The 25,074-nt window shown below is 60.8% G+C and carries 19 protein-coding genes and 1 pseudogene; 11 read left to right on the top strand and 9 right to left on the bottom strand.

The features are described 5' to 3' along the window. Positions 1-9: 9 nt before the first annotated feature. The 3 genes from PSH57_RS10340 (at position 10) to cobM (ending at position 1,927) form a co-directional block, all read left to right on the top strand. Positions 10-705: a CbtA family protein gene (locus tag PSH57_RS10340; RefSeq protein WP_305389337.1), complete on the top strand. Its 696-nt coding sequence runs from the start codon at positions 10-12 to the stop codon at positions 703-705. Next, complete coding sequence (locus PSH57_RS10335) at positions 702-1,106, top strand: cobalamin biosynthesis protein (protein WP_305389335.1); 405 nt, start codon at positions 702-704, stop codon at positions 1,104-1,106. The genes PSH57_RS10340 and PSH57_RS10335 overlap by 4 nt, the downstream gene beginning before the upstream one ends. Before the next feature lie 74 nt (positions 1,107-1,180). Next, on the top strand, positions 1,181-1,927 hold the full coding sequence (gene cobM / locus PSH57_RS10330; RefSeq protein WP_305389333.1) for a precorrin-4 C(11)-methyltransferase: 747 nt from the start codon (positions 1,181-1,183) through the stop codon (positions 1,925-1,927). Positions 1,928-2,082: 155 nt separating this feature from the next. Here the strand turns inward: cobM and PSH57_RS10325 are convergent, their stop codons facing one another. The 3 genes from PSH57_RS10325 to PSH57_RS10315 form a co-directional block, all read right to left on the bottom strand. Further along, complete coding sequence (locus PSH57_RS10325) at positions 2,083-3,045, bottom strand: IS110 family transposase (RefSeq protein WP_305386055.1); 963 nt, start codon at positions 3,043-3,045, stop codon at positions 2,083-2,085. Between the two features lie 309 nt (positions 3,046-3,354). Then, complete coding sequence (nfuA, locus tag PSH57_RS10320; protein WP_305389331.1) at positions 3,355-3,939, bottom strand: Fe-S biogenesis protein NfuA; 585 nt, start codon at positions 3,937-3,939, stop codon at positions 3,355-3,357. A gap of 94 nt (positions 3,940-4,033) precedes the next feature. Continuing rightward, the gene (locus PSH57_RS10315; protein WP_305389330.1) at positions 4,034-6,325 is read right to left on the bottom strand and encodes a fatty acid cis/trans isomerase; all 2,292 of its coding nucleotides are present in this window, start codon (positions 6,323-6,325) and stop codon (positions 4,034-4,036) included. A gap of 152 nt (positions 6,326-6,477) precedes the next feature. Between PSH57_RS10315 and metH the strand changes: the two genes are divergently transcribed. The 4 genes from metH to PSH57_RS10295 all read left to right on the top strand — a co-directional run bounded on the left by metH (position 6,478) and on the right by PSH57_RS10295 (position 13,206). Further along, a complete protein-coding gene (gene metH / locus PSH57_RS10310; protein WP_305389329.1) occupies positions 6,478-10,188 on the top strand; it encodes a methionine synthase in 3,711 nt (1,236 codons plus the stop codon). Positions 10,189-10,311: 123 nt separating this feature from the next. After that, positions 10,312-10,530 carry a DUF2970 domain-containing protein gene (locus tag PSH57_RS10305; RefSeq protein ID WP_092396051.1) on the top strand — a complete coding sequence of 73 codons (219 nt, stop codon included), beginning with the start codon at positions 10,312-10,314 and terminating at the stop codon, positions 10,528-10,530. 539 nt (positions 10,531-11,069) lie between these two features. Then, the gene (locus tag PSH57_RS10300) at positions 11,070-12,728 is read left to right on the top strand and encodes a nitrite/sulfite reductase (protein WP_305416526.1); all 1,659 of its coding nucleotides are present in this window, start codon (positions 11,070-11,072) and stop codon (positions 12,726-12,728) included. Continuing rightward, positions 12,712-13,206, top strand: a complete 495-nt coding sequence (locus PSH57_RS10295; RefSeq protein ID WP_305389324.1) for a DUF934 domain-containing protein — start codon at positions 12,712-12,714, stop codon at positions 13,204-13,206. Before PSH57_RS10300 ends, PSH57_RS10295 begins: the two co-directional genes overlap by 17 nt. Before the next feature lie 222 nt (positions 13,207-13,428). On the opposite strand, the gene sohB is transcribed toward PSH57_RS10295, so the two are convergent. After that, positions 13,429-14,460, bottom strand: coding sequence for a protease SohB (gene sohB, locus PSH57_RS10290; RefSeq protein ID WP_305390343.1), 1,032 nt, complete (start codon positions 14,458-14,460; stop codon positions 13,429-13,431). Between the two features lie 229 nt (positions 14,461-14,689). Between sohB and PSH57_RS10285 the strand changes: the two genes are divergently transcribed. From PSH57_RS10285 to PSH57_RS10275, 3 genes are all read left to right on the top strand, one after another. Continuing rightward, a complete protein-coding gene (locus PSH57_RS10285; RefSeq protein WP_305389323.1) occupies positions 14,690-15,400 on the top strand; it encodes a histidine phosphatase family protein in 711 nt (236 codons plus the stop codon). A gap of 51 nt (positions 15,401-15,451) precedes the next feature. Further along, the gene (locus PSH57_RS10280) at positions 15,452-15,766 is read left to right on the top strand and encodes an SCP2 sterol-binding domain-containing protein (protein ID WP_305389321.1); all 315 of its coding nucleotides are present in this window, start codon (positions 15,452-15,454) and stop codon (positions 15,764-15,766) included. A 274-nt stretch (positions 15,767-16,040) separates the two neighbouring features. Further along, positions 16,041-16,904, top strand: a complete 864-nt coding sequence (locus PSH57_RS10275; protein WP_305389320.1) for a LysR family transcriptional regulator — start codon at positions 16,041-16,043, stop codon at positions 16,902-16,904. Positions 16,905-16,986: 82 nt separating this feature from the next. Here PSH57_RS10275 and PSH57_RS10270 read toward each other — a convergent pair whose 3' ends face one another. Further along, complete coding sequence (locus PSH57_RS10270) at positions 16,987-17,223, bottom strand: HP1242/YdcH family protein (protein ID WP_305389318.1); 237 nt, start codon at positions 17,221-17,223, stop codon at positions 16,987-16,989. 217 nt (positions 17,224-17,440) lie between these two features. On the opposite strand from PSH57_RS10270, the gene PSH57_RS10265 reads away from it, so the two are divergent. Next, entirely contained in the window at positions 17,441-17,962 is a 522-nt protein-coding gene (locus tag PSH57_RS10265) for a DUF4142 domain-containing protein (RefSeq protein WP_305389317.1), read from the top strand. Between the two features lie 53 nt (positions 17,963-18,015). On the opposite strand, the gene PSH57_RS10260 is transcribed toward PSH57_RS10265, so the two are convergent. From PSH57_RS10260 to PSH57_RS10245, 4 genes and pseudogenes are all read right to left on the bottom strand, one after another. After that, positions 18,016-18,213, bottom strand: a complete 198-nt coding sequence (locus PSH57_RS10260; RefSeq protein ID WP_305389316.1) for a hypothetical protein — start codon at positions 18,211-18,213, stop codon at positions 18,016-18,018. Between the two features lie 95 nt (positions 18,214-18,308). Further along, positions 18,309-20,422, bottom strand: a pseudogene (locus PSH57_RS10255) (hybrid sensor histidine kinase/response regulator). A gap of 151 nt (positions 20,423-20,573) precedes the next feature. After that, positions 20,574-23,651 carry an error-prone DNA polymerase gene (locus PSH57_RS10250; RefSeq protein WP_305389313.1) on the bottom strand — a complete coding sequence of 1,026 codons (3,078 nt, stop codon included), beginning with the start codon at positions 23,649-23,651 and terminating at the stop codon, positions 20,574-20,576. After that, entirely contained in the window at positions 23,648-25,069 is a 1,422-nt protein-coding gene (locus PSH57_RS10245) for a Y-family DNA polymerase (RefSeq protein ID WP_305389311.1), read from the bottom strand. The genes PSH57_RS10250 and PSH57_RS10245 overlap by 4 nt, the downstream gene beginning before the upstream one ends. Positions 25,070-25,074 lie beyond the last annotated feature (5 nt).

The following is a 25,074-nucleotide window of genomic DNA, read 5'->3' as shown; positions in this document are numbered from 1 at the left end:
CCTGACGACATGATCAAGCGTATCGCGCAAACCGCCGGTTTCAGCGGATTGCTGGCCGCCCTGCTGCTGACCCTCCTCCAGAGTTTCTGGGTATCGCCGCTGATTCTGCAGGCCGAAACCTACGAAAGCGCCCCGGCTACCGAGCTCCATGAACACACCGCTGGGGCTGCTCATTCCCATGACACCGAAGCGTGGGAGCCGCAAGACGGTTGGCAACGACTGCTCTCCACCACCGGCGGCAATCTGGTGGTCGCGGTGGGTTTCGCCCTGATGTTGGCGGGTTTGTACACCTTGCGTGCGCCGACTCGCACGTCCCAGGGATTGCTCTGGGGTCTGGCCGGTTATGCCACTTTCGTCCTGGCGCCCACCCTTGGCCTGCCACCGGAGCTGCCTGGCACGGCAGCGGCCGATCTGGCCCAGCGGCAGATGTGGTGGATCGGCACGGCGGCGTCCACCGCGGTGGGCATCGCCCTGATTGTCTTCGGCAGGCATTGGTTGCTCAAACTGCTAGGCGTGGCGACCTTGCTGGTGCCCCATGTCATCGGCGCGCCGCAGCCTGAGGTCCACTCGATGCTGGCGCCCGAAGCACTTGAAAGCCAGTTCAAGCTCGCCTCGCAAGTGACCAACGTCGCGTTCTGGCTAGCGCTGGGTCTGGTCAGCGCGTGGTTGTTCCGTCGCGGCAACCAGGCTCACCACGACGCATGAGCACCGGGCCGATCCTGGTGGTCGGCCTGGGCTGTCAGCGCGGCTGCCCGGCCAGCACATTGCGGGCGATGCTTGATCAGACGCTGCTGGCGCACGGCATTGAGCTCTCTGGGGTTGGAGCCTTGGCCAGTATCGACCTCAAGCAAGACGAGCCGGGTCTGCTGGAGCTGGCCGAGCAACTGAAGTTGCCGCTGACCTGTTTCAATGCCGGGCAATTGTCCAGCTACCAGGCGCGGCTCAGCCACCGCTCCGAGATCGCTTTTGAGCGCACCGGTTGCTATGGCATCGCCGAAAGCGCCGCCCTGGCCCTGGCCGACCGGTTGGGCACGACGCCCGCAACATTGCTGATTCCCCGCCAGAAAGGCCCCGGCGTCACGCTGGCATTGGCGGTCACGGCCTAAATCCCGATAATTCGCGCCCTCGATCATGAGCGATCTTCATTCAGCGTCGCTCACTCACCTTTTAGGAATCGGTCATGACCGTTTATTTCATTGGCGCCGGCCCTGGCGACCCGGAACTGATCACTGTCAAAGGCCAGCGACTGATCCGCAGCTGCGCGGTGATCATCTACGCCGGCTCCCTGGTGCCCATGGCCGTGCTGGAAGGCCACAGCGCCGAACAGGTGGTCAACAGCGCCGAGCTGCACCTGGAGCAGATTATCGAGTTGATCAAGGCCGCTCATTTCAAGGGCCAGGACGTGGCTCGGGTACACTCCGGCGACCCGAGCCTGTACGGTGCCATCGGCGAGCAGATTCGTTGCCTGCGGGAACTGGACATCCCGTTCGAGATCATCCCCGGCGTGACCGCGACCTCAGCCTGCGCCGCCCTGCTGGGCGCCGAACTGACCTTGCCAGACGTCTCCCAAAGCCTGATCCTCACCCGCTACGCGGACAAAACCGCGATGCCCGCCGGCGAAGAACTCGGCAGCCTGGCGCAGCACGGGGCGAGCATGGCGATTCACTTGGGCGTCAATCATCTGGAAAAAATCGTCAGCGAACTGCTGCCCCACTACGGCGCGGATTGCCCGATTGCGGTGATTCACCGGGCGACATGGCCGGATCAGGATTGGGTGGTGGGTACGCTGGCTGATATCGCCGAAAAGGTCCAGGCCAAGGGCTTTCGGCGCACGGCACTGATCCTGGTGGGACGCGTGCTGGGTAATGATGTGTTCAGTGAGTCGTCACTGTACCGCGCCGGGCATGCGCATCTCTACAGACCCTGAAAACACAACTTTGAGAGCGAGCTTGCTCGCGATAGCAGTGGGTCAGATAGCTGATGATGTTGAATGTGGCGCAGCCTTCGCGAGCAAGCCCGCTCCCACAGGGATTTGCGGCGATTAAAAAATCGAACATCACTGCGGACCCAATGTGGGAGATTCTATGTTGCAGGGCAACCCTGCAACATAGGTGTCGGCTGGTACTCGCTCTGATTTTTCATCAAAGCAAATGCCACCCGGCATAACTTTCGGGCCAGCACCACCAATGCCTGGGTTTTTGAGAAACCTCTCGCCAGGTATGACTCGTAGAACGGCTTCCATCTAGGCGAGCGGCGTGCTGTCATTGCAGCGATATGAGCCAATCGGCGTATCTCTGAATCGCCCTTCTTGGTGAGGTGCCGTTGACCCTTCTTTTTTCCGGAGTCATCGACCCTCAAGTCCATCCCCAAAAACGCGATAAATGCATCGCTGTCCGCAAAATCACCTCGCATGAAACTCGTCGCCAATCCAGTAGCGACCAGTTCACCAACGCCCTCGATGGCTTTGCAGCGGCCGATATTCGCCTCAATTCCCGCTTCTTTGCTGACTTTTCGTAGCAACTTCTGAATGGCCTGAATCGCCTGTTCGAACGCCTTTTGCTGAGTGGCCAGCGTTTTTTTTAACAGAGGCTCATCGTGCCAGCTCAACATCAGGCCGGTATGGTTCTTGACCAGCGTCGCACGCCTATGAAGCAGGCTTTTTAACGTCGTGTAGGCTTTCGGTGGCGGGCTCCAGAGCCGCAACTCGTGCTGTTCATTGGTTAAATACCGCGCCAGCAGACGAGCATCACAAGGATCGTTCTTAGCCCGCTGGCCGATGCCGCGACGATAATTGCTCACCCGATAAGCATCCACGACATAGACCTGATGCCCCATCGCATGAGCCAGCTCGACGGTGTCCAGGTGGTAGATGTTGGTTGCTTCGACGGCTAGAGCACTTTGGGCGGGCAACGTTTTAAGCCAGCGTTTGAGGGATGTTCGGTCATTCTTGATGGTGTCAGTGGTTTGCAGGTCATAGCGATAAACAACAACTTCGGCCTTGGCTATATCAATACCAACAACCGTCTGCGAGGTAAGGATTGTCATAGCGAATCCTCGGAGCTAGGGTTTAGGTGCTTGTCGGGGTCTACCTTTGCGCTGGCTTGCCTCTATTGTCGGTTTTACCGATGAATTCCTTATTGGCGCTTTGGGTAGAAGGGGCGGGACGAGAAGTCTCCCACGGTCCGTACTGGCTAGAGTCGGAATCGAGCTTTTAGTCCCGCCCACCCCTTCAAGTCTAAACATACAAGCGAGCCTGCTCGCGATAGCGGTGGGTCAGCTTGCGAGGATGTCGGATCCGCGCCCATAAAAAACGGCGCTCACGGGCGCCGTTTTTGTATTCGCAGCGAACACCTATCAGTAGTAGGCGTTTTCTTTCTGCGTGTGGTCGGTCACGTCGCGCACGCCCTTGAGCTCCGGGATACGCTCGAGCAAGGTGCGCTCGATGCCTTCCTTCAAGGTCACGTCAGCCTGGCCGCAGCCCTGGCAGCCGCCGCCGAACTGGAGCACGGCGATGCCGTCTTCCACTACATCGATCAGCGAAACCTGGCCGCCGTGGCTGGCCAGCCCCGGGTTGATTTCGGTTTGCAGGTAATAATTGATGCGCTCGTTGACCGGGCTGTCGGCATTGACCATCGGCACCTTGGCGTTCGGCGCCTTGATGGTCAACTGGCCGCCCATGCGGTCGGTGGCGTAATCAACCACCGCATCGTCCAGAAACGCTTCGCTGAACGAGTCGATGTAAGCGGTGAAGCTCTTGAGCCCCAACGCGGTGTCTTCGGATTTCTCTTCCCCCGGCTTGCAGTAGGCAATGCAGGTTTCGGCGTACTGGGTGCCGGGCTGGGTGATGAAGACGCGGATCCCGATACCCGGAGTGTTCTGCTTGGACAGCAGGTCAGCCAGGTAATCGTGGGCGGCATCGGTAATGGTAATGGCGGTCATGGAAATTCCTCGCAGGCTTGCCGGCAGTTTACGCCAATCATCGCGCCGGACAAAGTCCTAGTATTTTTGTCGGAAAAGCTCCCGGATATCCTGATCAGAGGTTCTGATAGCGATTCATGTCCAATACGCCACTTTCCAGTGGCTCCACCTCCTGCATATAGCGGCTCAGGTCATGGAAGTACTGCCAGAACTGCGGGTGGCTGCGCCGGACACCCCAGCGCTCGACAATCCGCTCGAACGCCTGCCCGTCCCGGGCGCGTTCCATGGCGTCGACAAAGGCCGGCACTTGCTCGACGGGAATGTTGAAGATGAAGTTCGGGTAGCTGCTCAGCACGCCCGGATAGACCGTCAAGGTGTCCAGCCCCGGTTGGTATCGCAGCGCCTCGCCGAGCAAAAATGCCACGTTACTGTGGGCGCGGTTGCGCAGCAGGCTGTAGACCTCACGGTGGCCGCCGGCGGTTTCGATGCGCAGCATGGTCGCTTCCGGTAACTGGTTGATGACGCTCAGGCCCGCCGCCGGTCTGGAAGCCAGGCGACTGAGGGCCTGTTCGGCGTTCTGTAAGGCCGGGTCGATGTTCGGGCGCGAGCAATAGGCGCCATCACAGCGGTTGATCGGATCGGGCCGCGCGTTCAAGTCGCCGTAACGGACCAGTAATTGCCGGACGAAATCGCGCTTGGGGTCGCTTTCGTCAAGCTTGAGAGCGGTCGGTTTGTCGCCGTCGATGGCCTCATAATCGAGCCACATTTTGAATTTTCCACCCGACTGATACCAATCGTTGAGGTAGTCCTCACGGGAGTCGGCTGGCATCAGGCGCAGGAAGTTCTGCTCCGCACCGTTGCGAATCAGGTCGAAATACAGTCGGGTCTGGGCCTGGTGGGACACGTTGCCGAACACGTCGAAGTTCACCGCCAACTGATAATAAGTGCGTTCCAGCAATGGAAAGTCGAACAGCCACATCGTCTGCGGCACCTCGCCAATCAGGCCCTTGGTGACCGAAGCACTGTCGAAATGCCGGAAAATGCTCAGCAAGGCATTGTCGTTGCCGGCCCACAGCGTCGACCAACTGGGCGCAGGCAGGTCGGCATAGTTGTCGCGACGCAAGGCTTCGTACTCGTTGCGCTTGTCCCGATAGTCCAGCCACAGACCCAGGACGCTGCCCACGTCGTCATTCTGCCCAGGCATCGCCAGCAACGGCGTGGCCTGGCCGCGGTAATTCGGATCGGTGATGTACAGGTCATGTTCGGGTGCCTGGAACAGCGCCCAGAAGTTGTCACGAATCACGTCCGTGGCGATCTGGCCCCGGCAAACCGGGCCACGGATAAAGGTGCGCACGAAATACTCGGCGTTATCGAGCATGAACTGATAGCGAGCCTGGGCCGGGATCGCTTCGAAGGTGGTGAACGGGTTGGCCCGACGCTCCGGCCCGTACCCCGGCAACGCAGTGACCTGCCACCTGCCGCTGTAGAACAGGCTCTTGATCCGCGCCATTTTCGCCGCGCTCAACCCGTAGGTGATGTGGGTCTTATGCACGATCACCCCTTGCACTGGCCAGAGCCGGTAATACATGCGGGTGCCGGGATCATCGTTCGGGCGGCGGGTGTTGATCAGGTCGATTGGCTGGCCAGTAGGCGTGCGCGAACGTACCCACTGGAAGAAATGCCCCGGCTCGCCATCCTTGAAGTAAATGTGCGCCAGGAACCAGTGCTCGAATAACCAACGGCCCACCAGGCTTTCCCGGGCGCCGGGGGCATTGAGCAGGTTTTCCCACTGCACCACCTGCAAGGCTTCGGCGGCGCTCGGCGCCAGCGCTTGCTGATCGATGGGAGCCCCGGCGGCGAGCCAGCGCTGCAAGGTCTGATATTGCTGATCGGTCAGGCCAGTGACAGCCAGGGGCATGCCTTCCCTGGGATGCGCGGCAGCGTACTCGTCGAATTGCCCCGGCATCGGGCAACTGTTGTCACGGTTAAGCCCCAGCACGATGTCTTGCGGCAGCTTGGCGTTGGGTTGCAACGCTGTGTTGTGCCCCAGTTCGAGCATCTGCGCCATCAGCGCGGCCTGACTGCCTTGAGCATCCAGCACGGAATAGAAGCCTTTGCGCTGCCAGGCCCGCTGGCCGGAAGCGTCATAGAACAAGCGGGTAGGCTCGGCAGCCAGGCGCCGCTCACCGTCATAGACCGGCAGCTTGCTCGCGCCCCGGGACGCGCCTTCGCCACTGCCCAGGTTCAGCTGGCACGCAGCGTCATAGCACGCGTGGCAGGCCACGCATTTTTCCGTGAAGATCGGCTGGATGTCGCGGGTGTAGGAAATCGCCGGCGCGGGATCCTTTGCCGCTGAGTTCAAAGACAACAGCAGCAACAGACTGCCGAATAAGACGCGGTACGGCATGTCTCGGTCCCGAAGAGATAGTCCGGCGATTCTACCGGGCCGGCATCGCCTTGCAAACATGAGCAAAATTCATGCAAAACCGCCCATGATCAAATCCTGTACAGGTTTGCTATCATCCCCGCCTTCGTAATGGTCTTTTTCCAGGTAGTCCTATGTCTGATCGCAGTGCTCGCCTTTATCTTCTCCAGCAAGCCCTCAAGGAACGCATTCTGATCCTCGACGGCGGCATGGGCACGATGATCCAGAGCTACAAGCTTGAGGAACAGGACTACCGCGGTAAGCGTTTCGCCGACTGGCCAAGCGACGTCAAGGGCAACAATGATTTGTTGGTACTGAGTCGCCCGGATGTGATCGGCGCCATCGAAAAAGCCTACCTGGATGCCGGCGCGGACATCCTGGAAACCAATACTTTCAATGCCACCCAGGTGTCCCAGGCCGACTACGGCATGCAAAGCCTGGCCTACGAGCTGAACCTGGAAGGCGCGCGCCTGGCCCGAAAAGTGGCCGACGCCAAGACCCTGGAAACACCGGACAAGCCGCGCTTCGTTGCCGGCGTGCTGGGTCCGACCAGCCGCACCTGCTCGCTGTCGCCAGACGTCAACAACCCCGGCTATCGCAACGTAACCTTCGACGAACTGGTGGAGAACTACACCGAGGCCACCAAGGGCCTGATCGAAGGCGGCGCCGACCTGATCCTGATCGAAACCATTTTCGACACCCTGAACGCCAAGGCAGCTATTTTCGCCGTGCAAGGGGTGTATGAGGAATTAGGCGTCGAACTGCCGATCATGATCTCCGGCACCATCACCGACGCGTCCGGCCGCACCCTGTCCGGCCAGACCACCGAAGCCTTCTGGAACTCCGTCGCCCACGCCAAGCCGATTTCCGTGGGCCTGAACTGCGCGTTGGGCGCCAGCGAGTTGCGCCCGTACCTCGAAGAGCTGTCGAACAAGGCCAGCACCCACGTATCGGCGCACCCGAACGCCGGGCTGCCCAATGAATTCGGTGAATACGACGAACTGCCGGTGGACACTGCCAAGGTCATCGAAGAGTTTGCCCAGAGCGGCTTCCTGAACATCGTCGGCGGCTGCTGCGGCACCACGCCTGCGCATATCGAAGCCATCGCCAAAGCCGTAGCCGGCTACGCGCCGCGACAGATTCCACAGATTCCCCGGGCTTGCCGCCTGTCGGGCCTGGAACCGTTCACCATTGATCGCAGCTCCTTGTTCGTCAACGTCGGCGAGCGGACCAACATCACCGGTTCGGCCAAATTCGCCCGGCTGATCCGCGACGACAACTACACCGAAGCCCTGGAAGTGGCCCTGCAGCAGGTCGAGGCCGGCGCCCAGGTGATCGACATCAACATGGACGAGGGCATGCTCGATTCGAAGAAGGCCATGGTGACCTTCCTCAATCTGATTGCCGGTGAACCGGACATCTCCCGCGTGCCGATCATGATCGACTCCTCGAAATGGGAAGTGATCGAAGCAGGCCTCAAGTGCATCCAGGGCAAGGGCATCGTCAACTCCATCAGCATGAAGGAAGGCGTCGAGCAGTTCATCCATCATGCCAAGCTGTGCAAGCGCTACGGTGCCGCCGTGGTGGTGATGGCCTTCGACGAGGCCGGCCAGGCCGACACCGAAGCGCGCAAGAAGGAAATCTGCAAGCGCTCCTACGACATCCTGGTCAATGAAGTCGGCTTCCCGCCGGAAGACATCATCTTCGACCCGAACATCTTCGCCGTCGCCACCGGTATCGAAGAACACAACAACTATGCCGTGGACTTCATCAACGCCTGCGCCTACATCCGCGACGAACTGCCTTATGCGCTGACCTCCGGTGGCGTGTCCAACGTGTCCTTCTCGTTCCGGGGCAACAACCCGGTGCGCGAGGCGATTCACTCGGTGTTCCTGCTGTATGCAATCCGCTCGGGCCTGACCATGGGCATCGTCAACGCCGGCCAACTGGAGATCTACGACCAGATCCCGCTGGAACTGCGCGACGCCGTGGAAGACGTGATCCTCAACCGCACGCCTGAAGGCACCGACGCCCTGCTCGCCATCGCCGACAAGTACAAGGGCGACGGCAGCGTCAAGGAAGCGGAGACCGAAGAGTGGCGTGGCTGGGAAGTGAACAAGCGCCTGGAACACGCGCTGGTCAAGGGCATTACCACGCACATCGTCGAAGACACTGAAGAGTCTCGCCAGTCTTTCGCCCGCCCGATCGAAGTCATCGAAGGCCCGCTGATGGCCGGCATGAACATCGTCGGCGACCTGTTCGGCGCGGGCAAAATGTTCCTGCCCCAGGTAGTGAAATCCGCCCGGGTGATGAAGCAGGCCGTGGCTCACCTGATTCCGTTCATCGAGGCGGAAAAAGGCGACAAGCCGGAAGCCAAGGGCAAGATCCTCATGGCCACGGTCAAGGGCGACGTCCACGACATCGGCAAGAATATCGTCGGCGTGGTGCTCGGTTGCAACGGCTATGACGTGGTCGACCTGGGCGTGATGGTGCCGGCGGAGAAGATCCTGCAGGTGGCCAAGGAGCAGAAGTGCGACATCATCGGGCTGTCCGGCCTGATCACTCCGTCCCTGGACGAGATGGTGCATGTGGCCCGCGAGATGCAGCGCCAGGACTTCCACCTGCCCCTGATGATCGGTGGCGCCACGACCTCCAAGGCCCACACGGCGGTGAAGATCGAACCCAAGTACAGCAACGACGCAGTGATCTACGTCACCGACGCCTCGCGCGCCGTGGGCGTGGCCACCCAGTTGCTGTCCAAGGAACTCAAGCCGGCATTCGTCGAGAAAACCCGTCTGGAGTACATCGACGTTCGCGAGCGCACCGCCAACCGCAGCGCCCGTACCGAACGCTTGAGCTACCCGGCCGCGGTGGCGAAGAAGCCGCAGTTCGACTGGAGCAGCTACCAGCCGGTCAAGCCGACCTTTATCGGCGCGCGGGTGCTGGACGATATCGACCTCAACGTGCTGGCCGAATACATCGACTGGACACCGTTCTTCATCTCGTGGGACCTGGCCGGCAAGTACCCGCGCATCCTGACCGACGAAGTGGTCGGGGAAGCGGCTACCGCACTGTACGCCGATGCCCGGGCGATGCTGCGCAAGCTCATCGACGAGAAACTCATCAGCGCCCGCGCCGTGTTCGGCTTCTGGCCGGCCAACCAGGTGCATGACGACGATCTGGAAGTCTATGGCGAGGATGGCAAGCCACTGGCCCGCCTGCATCACCTGCGCCAGCAGATCATCAAGACTGACGGCAAGCCGAACTTCTCCCTGGCCGACTTCGTCGCCCCCAAGGACAGTGGCGTGACCGACTACGTGGGCGGCTTCATCACCACCGCCGGCATCGGCGCCGAAGAAGTCGCCAAGGCCTACCAGGAAGCCGGCGACGACTACAACTCGATCATGGTCAAAGCCCTGGCCGACCGCTTGGCCGAGGCCTGCGCCGAATGGTTGCACCAGCAGGTGCGCAAGGAACATTGGGGCTACGCCAAGGACGAGCGCCTGGACAACGACGCCCTGATCAAGGAGCAATACACCGGCATCCGCCCAGCCCCCGGCTACCCGGCCTGCCCGGATCACACCGAGAAGGCCACCTTGTTCCGCCTGCTTGACCCCGCGGCCAGCGAACTGAAGGCTGGACGCAGCGGCGTATTCCTCACCGAACATTACGCCATGTTCCCGGCGGCAGCCGTCAGCGGCTGGTATTTCGCCCATCCCCAGGCGCAATACTTCGCCGTGGGCAAGATCGACAAGGATCAGGTCCAGAGCTATACCGCGCGCAAAGGCCAGGACTTGAGTGTGACTGAGCGCTGGCTGGCACCGAATTTGGGTTACGACAACTAAGAGCTTTTAAAACATCGCGGGCTTCGCCAGCGCCTACAGGGTTTGGTGTATTCCTGTAGGCGTTGCCGCAGGCTGCGATCTTTTGTCTATGCTTGTTCCAAACCCATGGCAGACGAGGGATTTATGGACGATCCGATCGACAACAAGCCGCCTACCCTGTGGCAGATGATGCACAGCGTGCTGGCTGCCGCTTTCGGCGTGCAAAGCGGCAAGAATCGCGCCCGTGACTTCACCCACGGCAAGCCGAGCCACTTCGTGGTATTGGGCATCGTCTTCACGGTGATCTTCGCCCTGACGCTGTTTGGCATCGTCAAGCTGGTGGTGCACCTGGCGGGGTTGTAGAAATATCTGACTAAAAACACATAACCCTGTGGGAGCGAGCCTGCTCGCGATAGCGGTTTGTCAGTCACCTCATGGCTGACTGAACCACCGCTATCGCGAGCAGGCTCGCTCCCACAGTTTTTTTCACCACCGCTCTATTGGTGACTGACCCAGAACACCGCGGTGCCCACCACCAGGATAATCAGAAACAAAATGGCCCAGGCATCAACAGAACTGTCGCTTTTCCTTGCTTTGGTCGGATTGCTCATTGCATCGCCTCTTGTCGGTTTTGTAGGTGATTGCATAGGGACTCGACCACAGTTAAGACGATGATTGCCCGCACGACAAATGTGGGTTAGGCAATAATCAATCCCATTAGTCGATTTGGTTCTTTACATATACTCAAACATCACTTTTGCGCATAACCCAAAACAGGTATCTTGCACCGGCTCCTATAGGAGTGCGCGGCCGTGCGCGCAGAATTGCCGAGGCAGAATCCGATTTCAGCGAGCCAACACACAGCTGTTTCTGATCGGCCCAAGCCTGAGAACGAGACTTATATGTACGTATATGACGAGTACGATCAGCGGATCATCGAGGACCGCGTCAAGCAGTTCCGTGATCAGACCCGACGCTATCTGGCAGGCGAGCTGAGCGAAGAAGAATTCCGCCCTCTGCGTTTGCAGAATGGCCTGTATATCCAGCGCTTCGCCCCGATGCTGCGCGTAGCGGTGCCTTATGGCCAACTGACCTCGCGTCAGGTGCGCATGCTGGCCAAGATTGCCCGCGACTACGACAAAGGCTACGCCCACATCAGTACCCGCCAGAACGTCCAGTACAACTGGCCGGCCCTGGAAGATGTGCCCCAGATCCTGGCTGAATTGGCCACCGTGCAAATGCACGCGATCCAGACCAGCGGCAACTGCCTGCGCAACGTCACCACCGACCAGTTCGCCGGTGTCGCGGCCGATGAGTTGATCGACCCGCGCCCCTGGTGCGAGATCGTTCGCCAGTGGACCACCTTCCACCCGGAATTCGCCTACCTGCCGCGCAAGTTCAAGATCGCCATCAACGGCTCGACCTCGGACCGTGCGGCCATTGAAGTTCACGACATCGGCCTGGAGACGGTCTACAACGCCGCGGGCGAGCTGGGCTTCCGTGTGCTGGTGGGTGGCGGCCTGGGCCGTACCCCAGTGGTCGGCGCGTTCATCAACGAGTTCTTGCCATGGCAAGACCTGCTGAGCTACCTCGACGCCATCCTGCGGGTGTACAACCGCTACGGCCGTCGTGACAACAAGTACAAGGCGCGGATCAAGATCCTGGTCAAGGCCCTTACGCCAGAAGTGTTCGCCGAGAAGGTCGAGGCCGAAATGGCGCACCTGCGCGGCGGCCAGACCACCCTGACCGAAGCCGAAGTCCATCGCGTAGCCAAGCACTTCGTCGACCCGGACTACAAGGCCTTGAGCAACCAGGACGCCGAGCTGGCCGCACTCGACAAAGAACATCCGGGCTTCGCCCGCTGGCGCACCCGCAACACACTGGCCCACAAGAAGCCGGGCTACGTCGCGGTAACCCTGTCACTGAAGCCGACCGGCGTCGCGCCGGGCGACATCACCGACAAGCAGCTGGACGCCGTGGCCGACCTGGCTGAGCACTACAGCTTCGGTCAACTGCGCACCTCCCACGAACAGAACATCATCCTGGCGGACGTTGAACAGAGCCAATTGTTCACCCTGTGGGGCGAGTTGCGCGAGCAAGGATTCGCCACGCCGAACATCGGCCTGCTGACCGACATGATCTGCTGCCCGGGCGGCGACTTCTGCTCCCTGGCCAACGCCAAGTCGATCCCTATCGCCGAGTCGATCCAGCGTCGTTTCGACGACCTGGACTACCTGTTCGACATCGGCGAGCTGGACCTGAACATTTCCGGTTGCATGAACGCCTGTGGCCACCACCACGTCGGCCACATCGGCATCCTCGGCGTGGACAAGAAAGGCGAGGAGTTCTACCAGGTTTCCCTGGGTGGCAGCGGCAGCCGCGATGCCAGCCTGGGCAAGATCCTCGGCCCGTCGTTTGCCCAGGACGACATGCCTGACGTGATCGAGAAGCTGATCGACGTGTACATCGAACAACGTACCGAAGACGAGCGTTTCATCGACACTTATCAACGTATCGGCATCGACCTCTTCAAGGAACGCGTCTATGCAGCGAATAATTAAGAACGACGAGGTTACCGACGAAACCTGGCACCTGTTGCCCAAGGACGCGACCCTCGATGGTATTTCCAACTGCGACGACCTGATCGTGCCTCTGGCCCTGTGGCGCGATCATGCTCACGCCCTCAAGGCCCGCGATGGCGGCCTGGGTGTGTGGCTGGACGCTGACGAAGAGGCGGAGGAAATCGGTGATGACGCCAATCAGCTCCAGGTCATCGCCCTGAACTTCCCGGCCTTCACCGACGGGCGCAGCTACTCCAACGCTCGCCTGCTGCGTGACCGCTATGGCTTCAAGGGCGAATTGCGGGCGATTGGCGATGTGTTGCGTGACCAATTGTTCTATATGCGCCGTTGCGGTTTCGACGCCTTTGCCTTGCGCGCCGACAAGGACCCCTTTGAAGCCCTCGAAAGCCTTAAGGACTTCTCGGTGACCTACCAGGCAGCTACTGACGAACCGCTGCCGTTGTTTCGTCGTCGCTGAAACCTGAAATATGAAAAAGCCCTGATCCGGATGTTCCGGTTCAGGGCTTTTTTGTAGGAGAAAATTGATGGTGAACCTCAATCTTCAGCCCACCCCGGAACGATTGTGGGAGCGGGCTTGCTCGCGAAGACGGTGCACCTGAACAGATGATGTTGGATGTGCCGCCGCTTTCGCGAGCAAGCCCGCTCCTACAGGGGCTAATGGAAGACCTCTGTCCGCGAGTTACCAGAACCGCTGCTGGGTCAGGCGGCTCCACCAGCTCAGCAGCACCCGATCCACCGAACCGCTGGCCGCCATGCCGATACGCTCCTGCAAACTTTTGCGTTCGGCGTAGTGCAGGTGGTACAGCTCGGCGCTCTTGGCTCGTTCAGCCAGGTATTCATCGCTGGTCTTCAGCTCGTCCACCAGGCGCTTGTCCAGTGCTGCGACGCCCAGCCAGACTTCACCGGTCGCCACGTCATCAATGGCCAGTTGCGGACGGTAGTTGGACACGAAGTTCTTGAACAACTCATGGGTGATGTCCAGGTCTTCCTGAAATTTTTCCCGGCCCTTCTCGGTGTTTTCGCCAAACACCGTCAGCGTGCGCTTGTATTCACCGGCCGTCAGCACTTCAAAATCGATGTCGTGTTTCTTCAGTAGACGGTTGACGTTAGGCAACTGGGCCACGACGCCGATGGAGCCAAGAACGGCAAACGGGGCGCTGATGATCTTCTCGCCGATGCACGCCATCATGTAGCCGCCGCTGGCCGCGACCTTGTCGATGCACACCGTCAGCGGCACACCGGCCTGACGGATCCGGGCCAGTTGCGACGAGGCCAGGCCGTAGCTGTGGACCATGCCGCCGCCGCTTTCCAGGCGCAACACCACTTCATCCTTCGGGGTCGCAAGGGTCAGCAATGCGGTGATTTCATGACGAAGGCTTTCGGTGGCCGAGGCTTTGATATCACCGTCAAAATCCAGCACGAATACCCGAGACTTGGCTGCCGGCTTGTCCTTGTGTTTCTTGGCGGCCTTTTCAGCCTTGCCTTCCGTCTTGCGCAGGGCCTTGAGCTGGTCTTTATCCAGCAGCGTCTGCTCCAGACGCTCACGCAGCCCCTTGTAGAAGTCGTTGAGTTTGCTCACCTGCAACTGGCCGGCAGACTTGCGCCGTCCCTTGCTGCGCAGGGCAGCAAAACTGGCCAGCACCACCAGGATGGCAATCACCAGCGTCACAGTCTTGGCCAGGAAACTGGCGTATTCGATGAAAAACTCCACGATGGCTCCTAATAAATTCAAAACGCCGCTCAAGCGCGGGCACTCAACACGTTCAGCATACCCATGCGCCTGCGCCGCGACCAGCCATGAAACCTATGGTTACCTTAACGCAAGCGCGGCTGCACAAGGCTGTAACGGGCATTTCAAACAAGCGTATGTTTTTTCATTGACAGCTCACCGTCATCCTCATAACCTCGCCAAACCTTCAACGTACCGGGATGACGCGGACGTGGGCAGTATCTATCTGATTCGACATGGCCAAGCCTCCTTCGGTGCGGACGACTACGATGTCCTTTCGCCAAACGGTGTACGCCAGGCGCAAGTGCTGGGCAGCCACCTCGCCGAACTGGGTGTCGTGTTCGATCGCTGTCTTTCGGGCGACCTGCGCCGCCAGCAGGATACCGCCACCGGTGCGCTGGACCGGATGTCCGCCGCCGGGCTACCGGTTCCCAAGCTGGAAATCGATTCGGCATTCAATGAGTTCGACGCCGACGCGGTGATCCGCGCCCTGTTGCCGGACATGCTCCCCCAGGAACCCGAAGCCCTGTACATCCTGCGCAACGCCGCACAGAACCGCGCCGAATTCCAGCGCATCTTCGCGTTGATCATCGAACGCTGGCTCGGCGGCCAATACGACCCGCCCGAACTGGAAAGCTGGCTAGGCTTCGTCGAACGCGTCCAGGCCGGCCTGCAGCGCATTCTGGAGCAAGCCGACAATTCCCAGAAAATCGCCGTGTTCACCTCCGGTGGGACCATCACCGCCCTGCTCCACCTGATCACCCAGATGCCTGCGCGGCAGGCCTTCGAACTGAACTGGCAAATCGTCAACACCTCGCTCAACCACCTGAAATTCAGGGGCCGCGAGGTAGCCCTGGCTTCCTTCAACAGTCAGGCCCACCTGCAACTGCTGAAGGCCCCGGATCTCATCACCTTTCGCTGAGTCCGGATTACTGTAGACCCTTGCTGTATAACCCAAATAAGGATCGAAACCATGACCTCCGTAGCCGACGCCGTACAAGCCATGAAAGCCAAGTTCAACCCAGCCGCCGCTGCCGGCCTGGACCTGGTATTCGGTTTCCGCATCGACGATACCCAGAATTTCTCGCTGATCGTCAAGGATGGCACTTGCGAACTGCAGGAAGGTGAAAACCCGGACGCCCAGGTGACCCTGGTGATGGATGGCGAAACCCTCGAAGGCATCGTCGACGGCAGCACCGACGGCATGCAGGCATTCATGGGCGGCAAGCTGCGCGCCGAAGGCGACATGATGCTGGCGATGAAACTGTCCGAGCTGTTCCCAGGCTGAGTCTGCCCGCCCTTTTCCCGGGTGCCCTGGCTGCAAACGAATCCCGCCCCTGTGGCGGGATTTGTGTTTTTACTTGAACATCTTCACTGGCTGACCCATCGCTATCGCGAGCAGGCTCGCTCCCACAAGGGATCTGGGGCGAAGCTCAATCTTCATCACCCGGGAAAATTGTCGGCGCGAGCCTGCCCGCGATAGCGCCGGCACATCCAGCAAAGGGCCCTGCGGTGGTTCGCAGGTATCGTACAATCCCCGCTTTCCCCGCATCGGCCTGACCATGGACATCGACCTCGCCCGTACCTTTCTGGAAATCGTCCGCCACGGCAGTCTCGCCGCGGCTGCCGACAAGCTGCATGTCACCCAGACAGCCATCACAGCGCGGGTCCAGAAGCTTGAAAGCCAACTCGGCTGCGTGTTGTTTGTGCGCAACCGTGCCGGCGCGCGGCTGACCGCCGACGGTGAAGCCTTCGTGGTGTATGCCAATCAACTGGTGCAGACCTGGGAAGCGGCCCGACGGGACCTGCCCTTGCCCGAGGGTTTCCGCAACGTTTTACACCTCGGTGGCGAGGTCAGCCTGTGCAATCCCTTGATGCTCGCCTGGGCCGAGGAGCTGCGCCATAAAATCCCCGGCCATGCCCTGCGCATGGACATCCGCGATGGCGAGAAACTGCTGCAACAACTGGAACTGGGCCTGCTGGATGCCGCCGTGGTGTATCAGCCCGAATACTGGCCGAGGCTGCAAGTGGAACAGTTACTGGAGGAGAAACTGATCCTGGTACGCCTGGCCAGCCGTCCCGAGCCCTACGTGTACATCGACTGGAGTGCAGACTTCCGTCGTCAGCACGACACCGCGTTGCCGGACAAGGCCAAGGCGGCCGTGACCTTCAACCTCGGCCCCCTGGCCCTGCAGTACATCCTGGAAAACGGCGGCAGCGGCTACTTCCGTACCCGGGTCGTGCAGAGCTACCTGGACAGCGGCATCCTGGAGCGGGTGCCCAAGGCGCCGGAATTCAACTACCCGACCTACCTCGTGTACTCCCGGGATCGGGATTCGGCGGCGTTGCAGCAAGCCTTCGAAGTGCTGCGCCAGATCGTCACGACCGGCAGCGACTGGTCCCAGCGCTGGGATCCGCTGACCTGACGGATTTGCGGTACACAAAAAGCCTCTAGCCAGAGGGCCCTTCGCGACACAAAGGGCCCTCACCACCAGCCCGGCCGTATGGCTATCCCTGCAAGTACTGCGCGATCTCGTCCTTGACCTGCAAACGTTTCTCCTTGAGCGTCTTCAGGGCAACATCGGACAGTGCGGCAGACGACGGCTTCTCGGCGTCGACCACTTCGGCATCAATTTGGGAGTATTTGAGAAGTAACGAGTCGAGCCTTGGATTCTCGCTGCGTCTTTGCTGGATGTCGTCTTTTGTGCAGTTGAGATCCTGGCACAAATCGTGGTTCACCGGCATGGAACACCTCCTTTGGTAGAACGATGGCTAACGCCGTCTACGGCGCTCGTCGACCATCAGAATGGCCTCGCCGACGGGGTTCTGTCGACCGTCAATCCGACCAGCGGTGACCGTTCGTCGTACCGGCACGCTTTGCGATCAAACCTTTGTCCGCCCGTCGCTCTCCATTGAACAGGACGACACAAGTCCCTTGTATAACCTGTGTGGAGACCTACCTATGGACGGATTTACCCTGCGTCAACTCGGCCTGGCAGTTGCCTTGAGTACCAGCATGGGCATGGCTTGGGCCGCGACTTCCAACGACTTCGTCGACAACGCGGCGGCCGGTGGTATCGCGGAAATCGAAACCAGCAAACTGGCCCTGGAAAAGAGCAGCTCGGCCGACGTCAAGGCGTTCGCCAACATGATGATTTCCGACCACACCAAAGCCAATGAGGAGTTAATCTCGCTGGCGAAAAAACACGATATCGAAGTGCCGGACGAAACCACGCTGGTGAAGCAGGCCAAGGCCAAGATTCTCGACATGCGCGAGGAGTCGTTTGATGCGGCTTACGCCAACAACCAGGTGATGGCCCACGAAGAAACCATTGCCCTGTTCAAGAAAGAAGCCGAAACCGTCACTGACGACAAGAAGACCGGCAACACCGAGCTGAAGGCGTTCGCTCAGAAAATGCTTCCAGACTTGGAAAAACATCTGGAGATGGCCAAGAAACTCCAGGCCGCTCATCCGAGCAAATAAAGCTTGAAGCATGGACAAGCCCGACCATCGAGTCGGGCTTGTCATGAGCTCTGCTAGCCGCCGTCCGTGTCGATATCGGCGTCAGTGCTCTCACCGGATTCCGGGCGGTCCGGGTCAGGCTTGAAACCAGGGCTGAAGGTGTTGTCGTTGTCCTGGTGGTGATTCTTTTGATCGACCTCGCTGTCGGCGCTCTGGGCCTTGCCTGCCCCGGCGGGGCTGGCTGGCTGGGTGTTTTCAGGATCTTGGTTCATAGACACCTCGTTCATGACAGGCCGGATTGATGACCGGTCATGGTCATTTGAAGGTGACACGGCGGCTTCGGTTCCATTTGTTTACCGCGTTGCGATCAACTCCCCAATACAGTCCTCACCATAGTGATCAAGGCCTCCGGACCGTAGGGTTTGCTCAGCAGATGGGTATCTGGGCTCAATTGGTGGTTGCGGGAAATGATGTCCCGGGTGTGGCCCGAAGTGAACAGCACGGGCACCGGCGGGGCCTGCACCTTGGCCCAGGCAGCCAGGTCCGAGCTCTTGATCAGACCGGGCATGACCACATCGGTAAAAATCAGGTCCACCGAGACGCCTTCGAGCAAAAGCTCCATGGCCGCATCAGCGTTGGCCGCCGTGAGTGTCCGATAGCCCGATTGTTCCAGCAGCTCTACCGACGCGCGGCGCACCTCTTCGTTATCCTCCACCACCAAAATCGTCTCTTGCCCGCCAGGCTGCAGCGGGCCCTGTGGCGTCTCTTCCCCTGTTTCAGGCTGCAGACTGCGGGGGAAATACATTTGCGCCTGGGTGCCCTTACCCACGTCACTGGCAATCTCGATATGCCCGCCACTTTGTTTGACGAACCCGAACACCATGCTCAATCCAAGCCCGGTACCCTGGCCGTCGGTCTTGGTGGTGAAAAACGGCTCGAACACATGATTTCAGGACATCGGGAGGCATGCCTGCGCCGCGATCGATCACCGACAAACGCACATAGTCGCCGGCTGGAATGCCTTTGCCGACGCAAGAGGATTCGTCGAGCACGATGTTTTCGCCAATCAGGCCAATGGTGCCTTCACCGTCCATGGCATCGCGGGCATTGATCGCCAGGTTCAGCAAAGCGTTTTCAAGTTGATTGCGATCGACATGAACGCACCAGGGTTCGGCAGGCAAGGCCACTTCGATCTGGATGGTTTCGCCCAAGGCCCGTTGCAGCAACTCGCCCAGGCCGTCGAAGATCCGCCGTGGGTTGTAGACCGCCGGTGACAACGGCTGGCGTCGGGCAAACGCCAGCAATTGCGAGGACAGTTTGGCGCCCCGCTCCACCGCTTCGATGGAGGCACTGACCCGTCGCTGCACATTGACGTTGTCCGGTTCGTGGCGAGCCCAGCAGGTGCAGGTTGCCGGCGATCACCTGCAGCAAGTTGTTGAAGTCATGGGCCACACCGCCAGTGAGTCCGCCAATGGCTTCGAGTTTCTGCGATTGGCGCAACTGTTCTTCGGCCGTCAACCGCGCATGCACTTCCTCGGCGACACGCTGCTCCAGATCACGGGTGAACTTGAGCAGTGATGCTTCAGCCGCCTTGCGTTCGTTGATATCAATCAGCACACCGGGAAAACGCAGGGGGCGGCCCAACGTATCGAATTCACATCGCCCGCTGGCCAGCACCCACAGGTAATCACCGTCCAGGCGGCGCACCCGATACTCAGCGTTGTAGGGTGTCCCGGTGTGCAAGGTCAGCTCGACCCGCCGGTTCACCTCCTCAAGGTCATCGGGGTGGATGTTCTGGCGGGCAATCTCGACAGGTAATGCATCCAGTGGCGTGTCTGGCGGGTAATTGAAGGTGCGGGAAAAACGCTCATCGCCGGAAAGTGTATCGTTTTGGATGTCCCAGACAAACGACCCCAGCAGCGGCCCGACCGAGAGGGCCAACTGAATGCGCTCGTTGACGGCGCGGTAGCTGCGTTCCGCCTCCTGACGGGCGCGCTCGGTCAGCACAAGCTCGGTAGTTTCCACGACGATCGCCAACACGCCGCCCGGAGACTGATCATCGTCAGGCACCGGGCTGTAATAAAGGTCCATCCATACATCTTCAGGCTTGCCATTGCGTAGCAATACCAGCTCTTTGCTGCGATAGGACAAGGTGCCGCCGGCCAGGCAGACATCCAGTACGTGACGATTGAATTCGGCCACTTCCGGCCAGCCCAACTCTACCGCGCAGCCCAGCAGGTACGGATGGCGCCCTCCAGCGAACTCGGCATAGGCATCGTTGTAGATCATGAAGCCCTGACGGCCCCACAACATGACCATTGGCAAAGGCGACGCCAGCAGCATCTGGACTGCGCTGCGCAGACTGGCAGACCAGTGCTCGATGGCGCCCAGTTCGGTCTGACTCCAATCGAACGCCCGGATACGCCCGGCCATTTCACCGCCCCAACCGGGGCATCCATGATTCTGGGATAAGAACTGCATGAGTCGATTCTGAACCTCGAAAATGCCAGCAGGGAATCGGCATACCACAAGTCCCTTGTGCTCAGAGCTTCGAGCGCTGCGCTGGCGTTTGGTTTCATGCTGAGGTCACGATGCAGTTTTGTCCGGACTGCTTGCTGTATGGCAGCTGGGTTCAGCGGAAATCGCGGCTGTGCACCTGGATACCCGCCAGCAACTCGGTCAGGTCGCTCAAACGACCGGCGATCAGGTGACGAACTTCACCGACACTTTCCCAACGTCCGTCGACCCTGAGCAATTGCGAACCCACCAAGGCTTTGCGTTGGCGCTCGGCCAGGTCGCGCCAGACCACCACATTGAGGTTGCCAAACTCATCTTCCAGGGTGACGAAAGTCACGCCGCTGGCCGTGCCTGGCCGTTGGCGGCCGGTGACCAGGCCGGCGACGCTGACGTTGCGGCCATGCTCCACATCCTGCAGTTCCCGTGAGCTGCGACAGCGTCGGGCGCGCAGTTCGGGGCGCAACAAGGCCAGTGGATGGGGCCCCAGCGTCGTACCGACGCTGGCGTAATCGGCGAACAGGTTCTCCCCCACCGTGGGTTTTGGCAGATCCACGGGCGGTTCTTCCTGACTGGGCAAACCGGCGAACAAGCCCAGCTGTTTCTGTACCCCGGCCACTTCCCAGCGAGCGCGATGCCGATCACCGGCCAGGCCACGCAAGGCACCGGCGTCGGCCAGTTGCGCCTGGGCCCGGGCATCGAGTTGCGCGCGCTCGCCAAGGTCGGCCACGTCACTGAAGGCCCGATGCCGGCGGGCCGCTTCGATACGATGGGCATCCTCTTGGCGAAAGCCCTTGATCATGCGCAGGCCCAGGCGAAGCGCCGGTTGTCGGCCTGCCATGGGTTCGAGGCTGCAATCCCAGTCACTGGCGCGTACGTCCACCGGGCGGATCTGCAACTGATGCCGGCGGGCATCCTGCAGAATCTGGTCCGGGCTGTAGAACCCCATGGGCCAGCTGTTGATCAGGGCACAGGCGAACGCCGCCGGCTCATGGCATTTGAGCCAACTGCTGGCGTAGGTCAGCAAGGCGAAGCTGGCGGCGTGGGATTCAGGAAAACCGTAATTGCCGAACCCCTTGATCTGTTCAAATATCTGCGCGGCGAATTCTGCTGTGTAACCGTTTTTCGCCATTCCTGCCGCCAGGCGCTCCCGATGCGGTTCCAGACCGCCGTGGCGTTTCCAGGCAGCCATGGAACGACGCAACTGGTCAGCTTCGCCCGGGCTGTAATCAGCCGCAACGATGGCGATCTGCATGACCTGCTCCTGAAACAGAGGCACGCCCAAGGTGCGCTTGAGCACTTCTTCCAACGCTTTGGAGGGGTATGTCACCGCCTCTTCCTTGTTTTTACGCCGCAGATACGGGTGCACCATCCCGCCCTGGATCGGCCCCGGTCGTACGATGGCCACTTCAATAACCAGGTCATAAAAAGACTCGGGTTTGAGCCGAGGCAACATCGCCATTTGCGCGCGCGACTCGATCTGGAACACACCAATGGTGTCGGCGCGGGTGATCATTTCGTAGGTGGCCGCGTCATCCTTGGGCAACGTCGCCAAGGTGTACTGCTGGCCGCGGTAATGCGCGATCAGATCAAAACAGCGACGAATCGCACTGAGCATGCCCAAGGCCAGGATATCCACCTTGAGCAACCCGACCGCGTCCAGGTCGTCTTTGTCCCACTGGATGATGGTGCGCTCGGCCATGGCGGCGTTTTCCACCGGCACCAGGGTGTCCAGGGGCTGTTCGGAAATCACGAAGCCGCCAGGGTGCTGGGACAAATGTCGGGGAAAACCGATCAGTTGTCGGGTCAGGCTCAAGATCCGACGCAACACTGGGCTGTCCGGGTCGAAACCACCTTCGCGCAGACGATCCACTGGCGGCGCTTCGTCACTCCAGCGCCCACAACAGTCAGCCAGCGCGTTGACCTGATCCGGCGGCAAGCCCAAGGCTTTGGCGACGTCCCGCACCGCGCCGGCACCGTGGTAGCTGCTGACCACCGCCGTCAATGCCGCACGATGGCGACCGTAGCGCTGGAACACGTACTGCAGCACTTCTTCACGACGCTCGTGTTCAAAATCGACGTCGATGTCCGGCGGCTCGTTGCGCTCCCGGGACAGGAATCGCTCGAACAGCATACTGGTCTGGCTCGGGTCGATTTCGGTGATACCCAAGGCGTAGCACACCGCTGAGTTGGCCGCCGAACCACGGCCCTGGCAGAGAATATGCCGGTCGCGGGCGAAGCTGACGATGTCTTGCACCGTGAGAAAATAACTGTCGTAGCGCAGCTCGGCGATCAGGGCCAGCTCCTTGTCGATCTGCTGGCGGACCTTGTCCTGCACACCTTTCTCCCATCGCTGGCGCATACCGCGCTCGGTCAACTCCCGCAGCCAGGACGCGGGTGTATGGCCCTCAGGCACCAGTTCGCGTGGGTATTGATAACGCAACTGACCAAGGTCGAACGTACAGCGCCGGGCGATGTTCAACGTTTCGTCGAGCAAGGCGCGCGGGTAGATGTCGGCCAGGGCCTGGAGACTGCGCAAGTGGCGCTCGCCGTTGGGGTGCAGGCGCTGGCCGGCCTCGGCCACCGTGACGTGGTGCCGGATGGCGGTCATGGTGTCCTGCAGGGCGCGGCGGCCGCGCCCATGCATGTGCACGTCCCCCGTGGCGACGGCCACAAGGTCCAACCGTTGCGCCAGCGCCAGCAAGTCCGCCAGTCGACGCCGGTCGTCCTGCCCGCAATGTAACTGGACCGACAACCACAAGCGCTCGGCAAATATCTGCCGCAGCCAGCGCCCCTGCCCCTCGGGATCGCTGTCACCGGGCACCCACAACGCCAGCAACCCCGGCAAGGGCTCGTCGAAGTCTTCGCGCACGATGCGATAGCAACCTTTCTCGCTGCGGCGGCGGGCGCGGGTGATCAACCGGCACAAGGCCTGATAGCCTTGCAGATTCTCCACCAGCAGCACCAGTTTCGGACCGTTCTCGATCTGGATCTCACTGCCGACGATCAAGTGCAAGTCCAGCTCCCTGGCAGCCTGCCAGGCCCGGACAATCCCGGCCAGGGTGCACTCATCGGTGATTGCCAGGGCCTTGTAACCTTGTTGTTGCGCACGACGGCACAGCTCCAGGGCGCTGGAGGCACCGCGCTGGAAACTGAAGTTCGACAGGCAATGCAGTTCGGCATATTCGATGTTCATGCAAACCAGCCCTGCAGCCACAACGGACCGCCCTCGCCCACCGGTCGATAGGCCCAGCCCCGTTGGCCCGCGCGGGTTTCGATCAGATAGTAATCACGGCGCACGTCGGCGCCGTCCCACCAGCCGGACTCGATGCGCTCCGGGCCCATGAGGATTCGCGTCTGGCTCTCCTGCAAGGCTTGGGGTTCGTCCAGCAGCCAGCCGGGACGCCGGACGCCCTCGCGTACCGGACATGTCTGGGGCTGGCGTTGAGAGGTCATCTGCCAGGCACATTCAGGCCGATGGTCATCGCGAAACCCCAGGCCCTGCACCGCGTCGTCCCCCAACCGGGCCCGCAGCCGCTCGCGCAATTGCTCCCAGGGCAAGGACTGCTGAGGCCGCTCGTCGAACAGCTCCAGGCGCTGGGGCACGAAACTGGGCAGGTCTTCGGCACACAAGCGAAAGCCACGTACCGGCGCCTCGACCTGCACCTGCTCCAGCCGACCACGGGCCAGCTCGAAAAGCATCGAAGGATCCCGTTCAGCGCTGAGCAGGCCGACCTTGATCAGCGTGTCCGGCAACCCGGCGTGCTCCAAGTGCAGGTCAAAGCGTTGTACGCCGCTGTCACGACCGCACAGGAAAGCCGAAAGATCACCGGTCAGCCGGCGTAACGGAAACAACAACGCCTGGTGGGATTGCACGTCATAGTTGAGCTCGATGCGCACATCGAACCGGTCCGGCGGCAGGTAAAACGACAGTGCCAGGGTGCGGCTGCCCGTCAGCGCATCAAGGTGCTTGAGCACCTGGGCTTCAAACCGCCGCGCCAGGGTGTGCCGGGGCAAGGCCTGGACCTGGCTCAACTGGCGCAGCCCCATGCGCGACAGCGCCGTGGCGACCTCGGGCGCAAGTCCGATACGCTCTACCGGCATCTGTCCCAGGCAGGCTTGCAGGGTTTCGATGTCGGGCACCACCAAGGCGTCGTAGGCATTGGCCAACACCCGCGCCGCCACCGGGTTGGGGGCGGCGACAATGCGATGCCGGAATCCCAGTTGCGTCAGCTCGGCCCGCAGGCGTTTCTCAAACGCCGGCCAGGGACCGAACAGGCCCAGGCTCGACTCGATCTCGAACACCAGCGTGCGCGGGTAATGCACGCTGACCTGAGAGCTGAAACGGTAGGCCCAGGCCGCCAGGAACTGTTGCCAGTGTTCGATCTGCGCCGCGTCGTATTCGGCCGTGGCAAACCCTTTACTCAGGGCCTGGGCGGCCGTCATGGTCTGGCCGGGACGCAAACCCAGGGCCCGTGCCGGGTCATTGACCGCTTGCAGCACCCGGCGCTGGGCCGGACCGGTCAACAGCGCCAAGGGCTCGTCGGGATCGGGACGCTGACGCAGCGCGGCGTCCAGCGCCAGTTGCGGGAAGAGTATGCAGACCCAGCGCATCGCAA

The sequence above is a fragment of the Pseudomonas hefeiensis genome, from assembly GCF_030687835.1.
GTDB classification, from domain to species: Bacteria; Pseudomonadota; Gammaproteobacteria; order Pseudomonadales; family Pseudomonadaceae; genus Aquipseudomonas; species Aquipseudomonas hefeiensis.
Note: the sequence above shows the minus strand (reverse complement) of the source record. Positions and strands in the feature narration are given on the sequence as shown.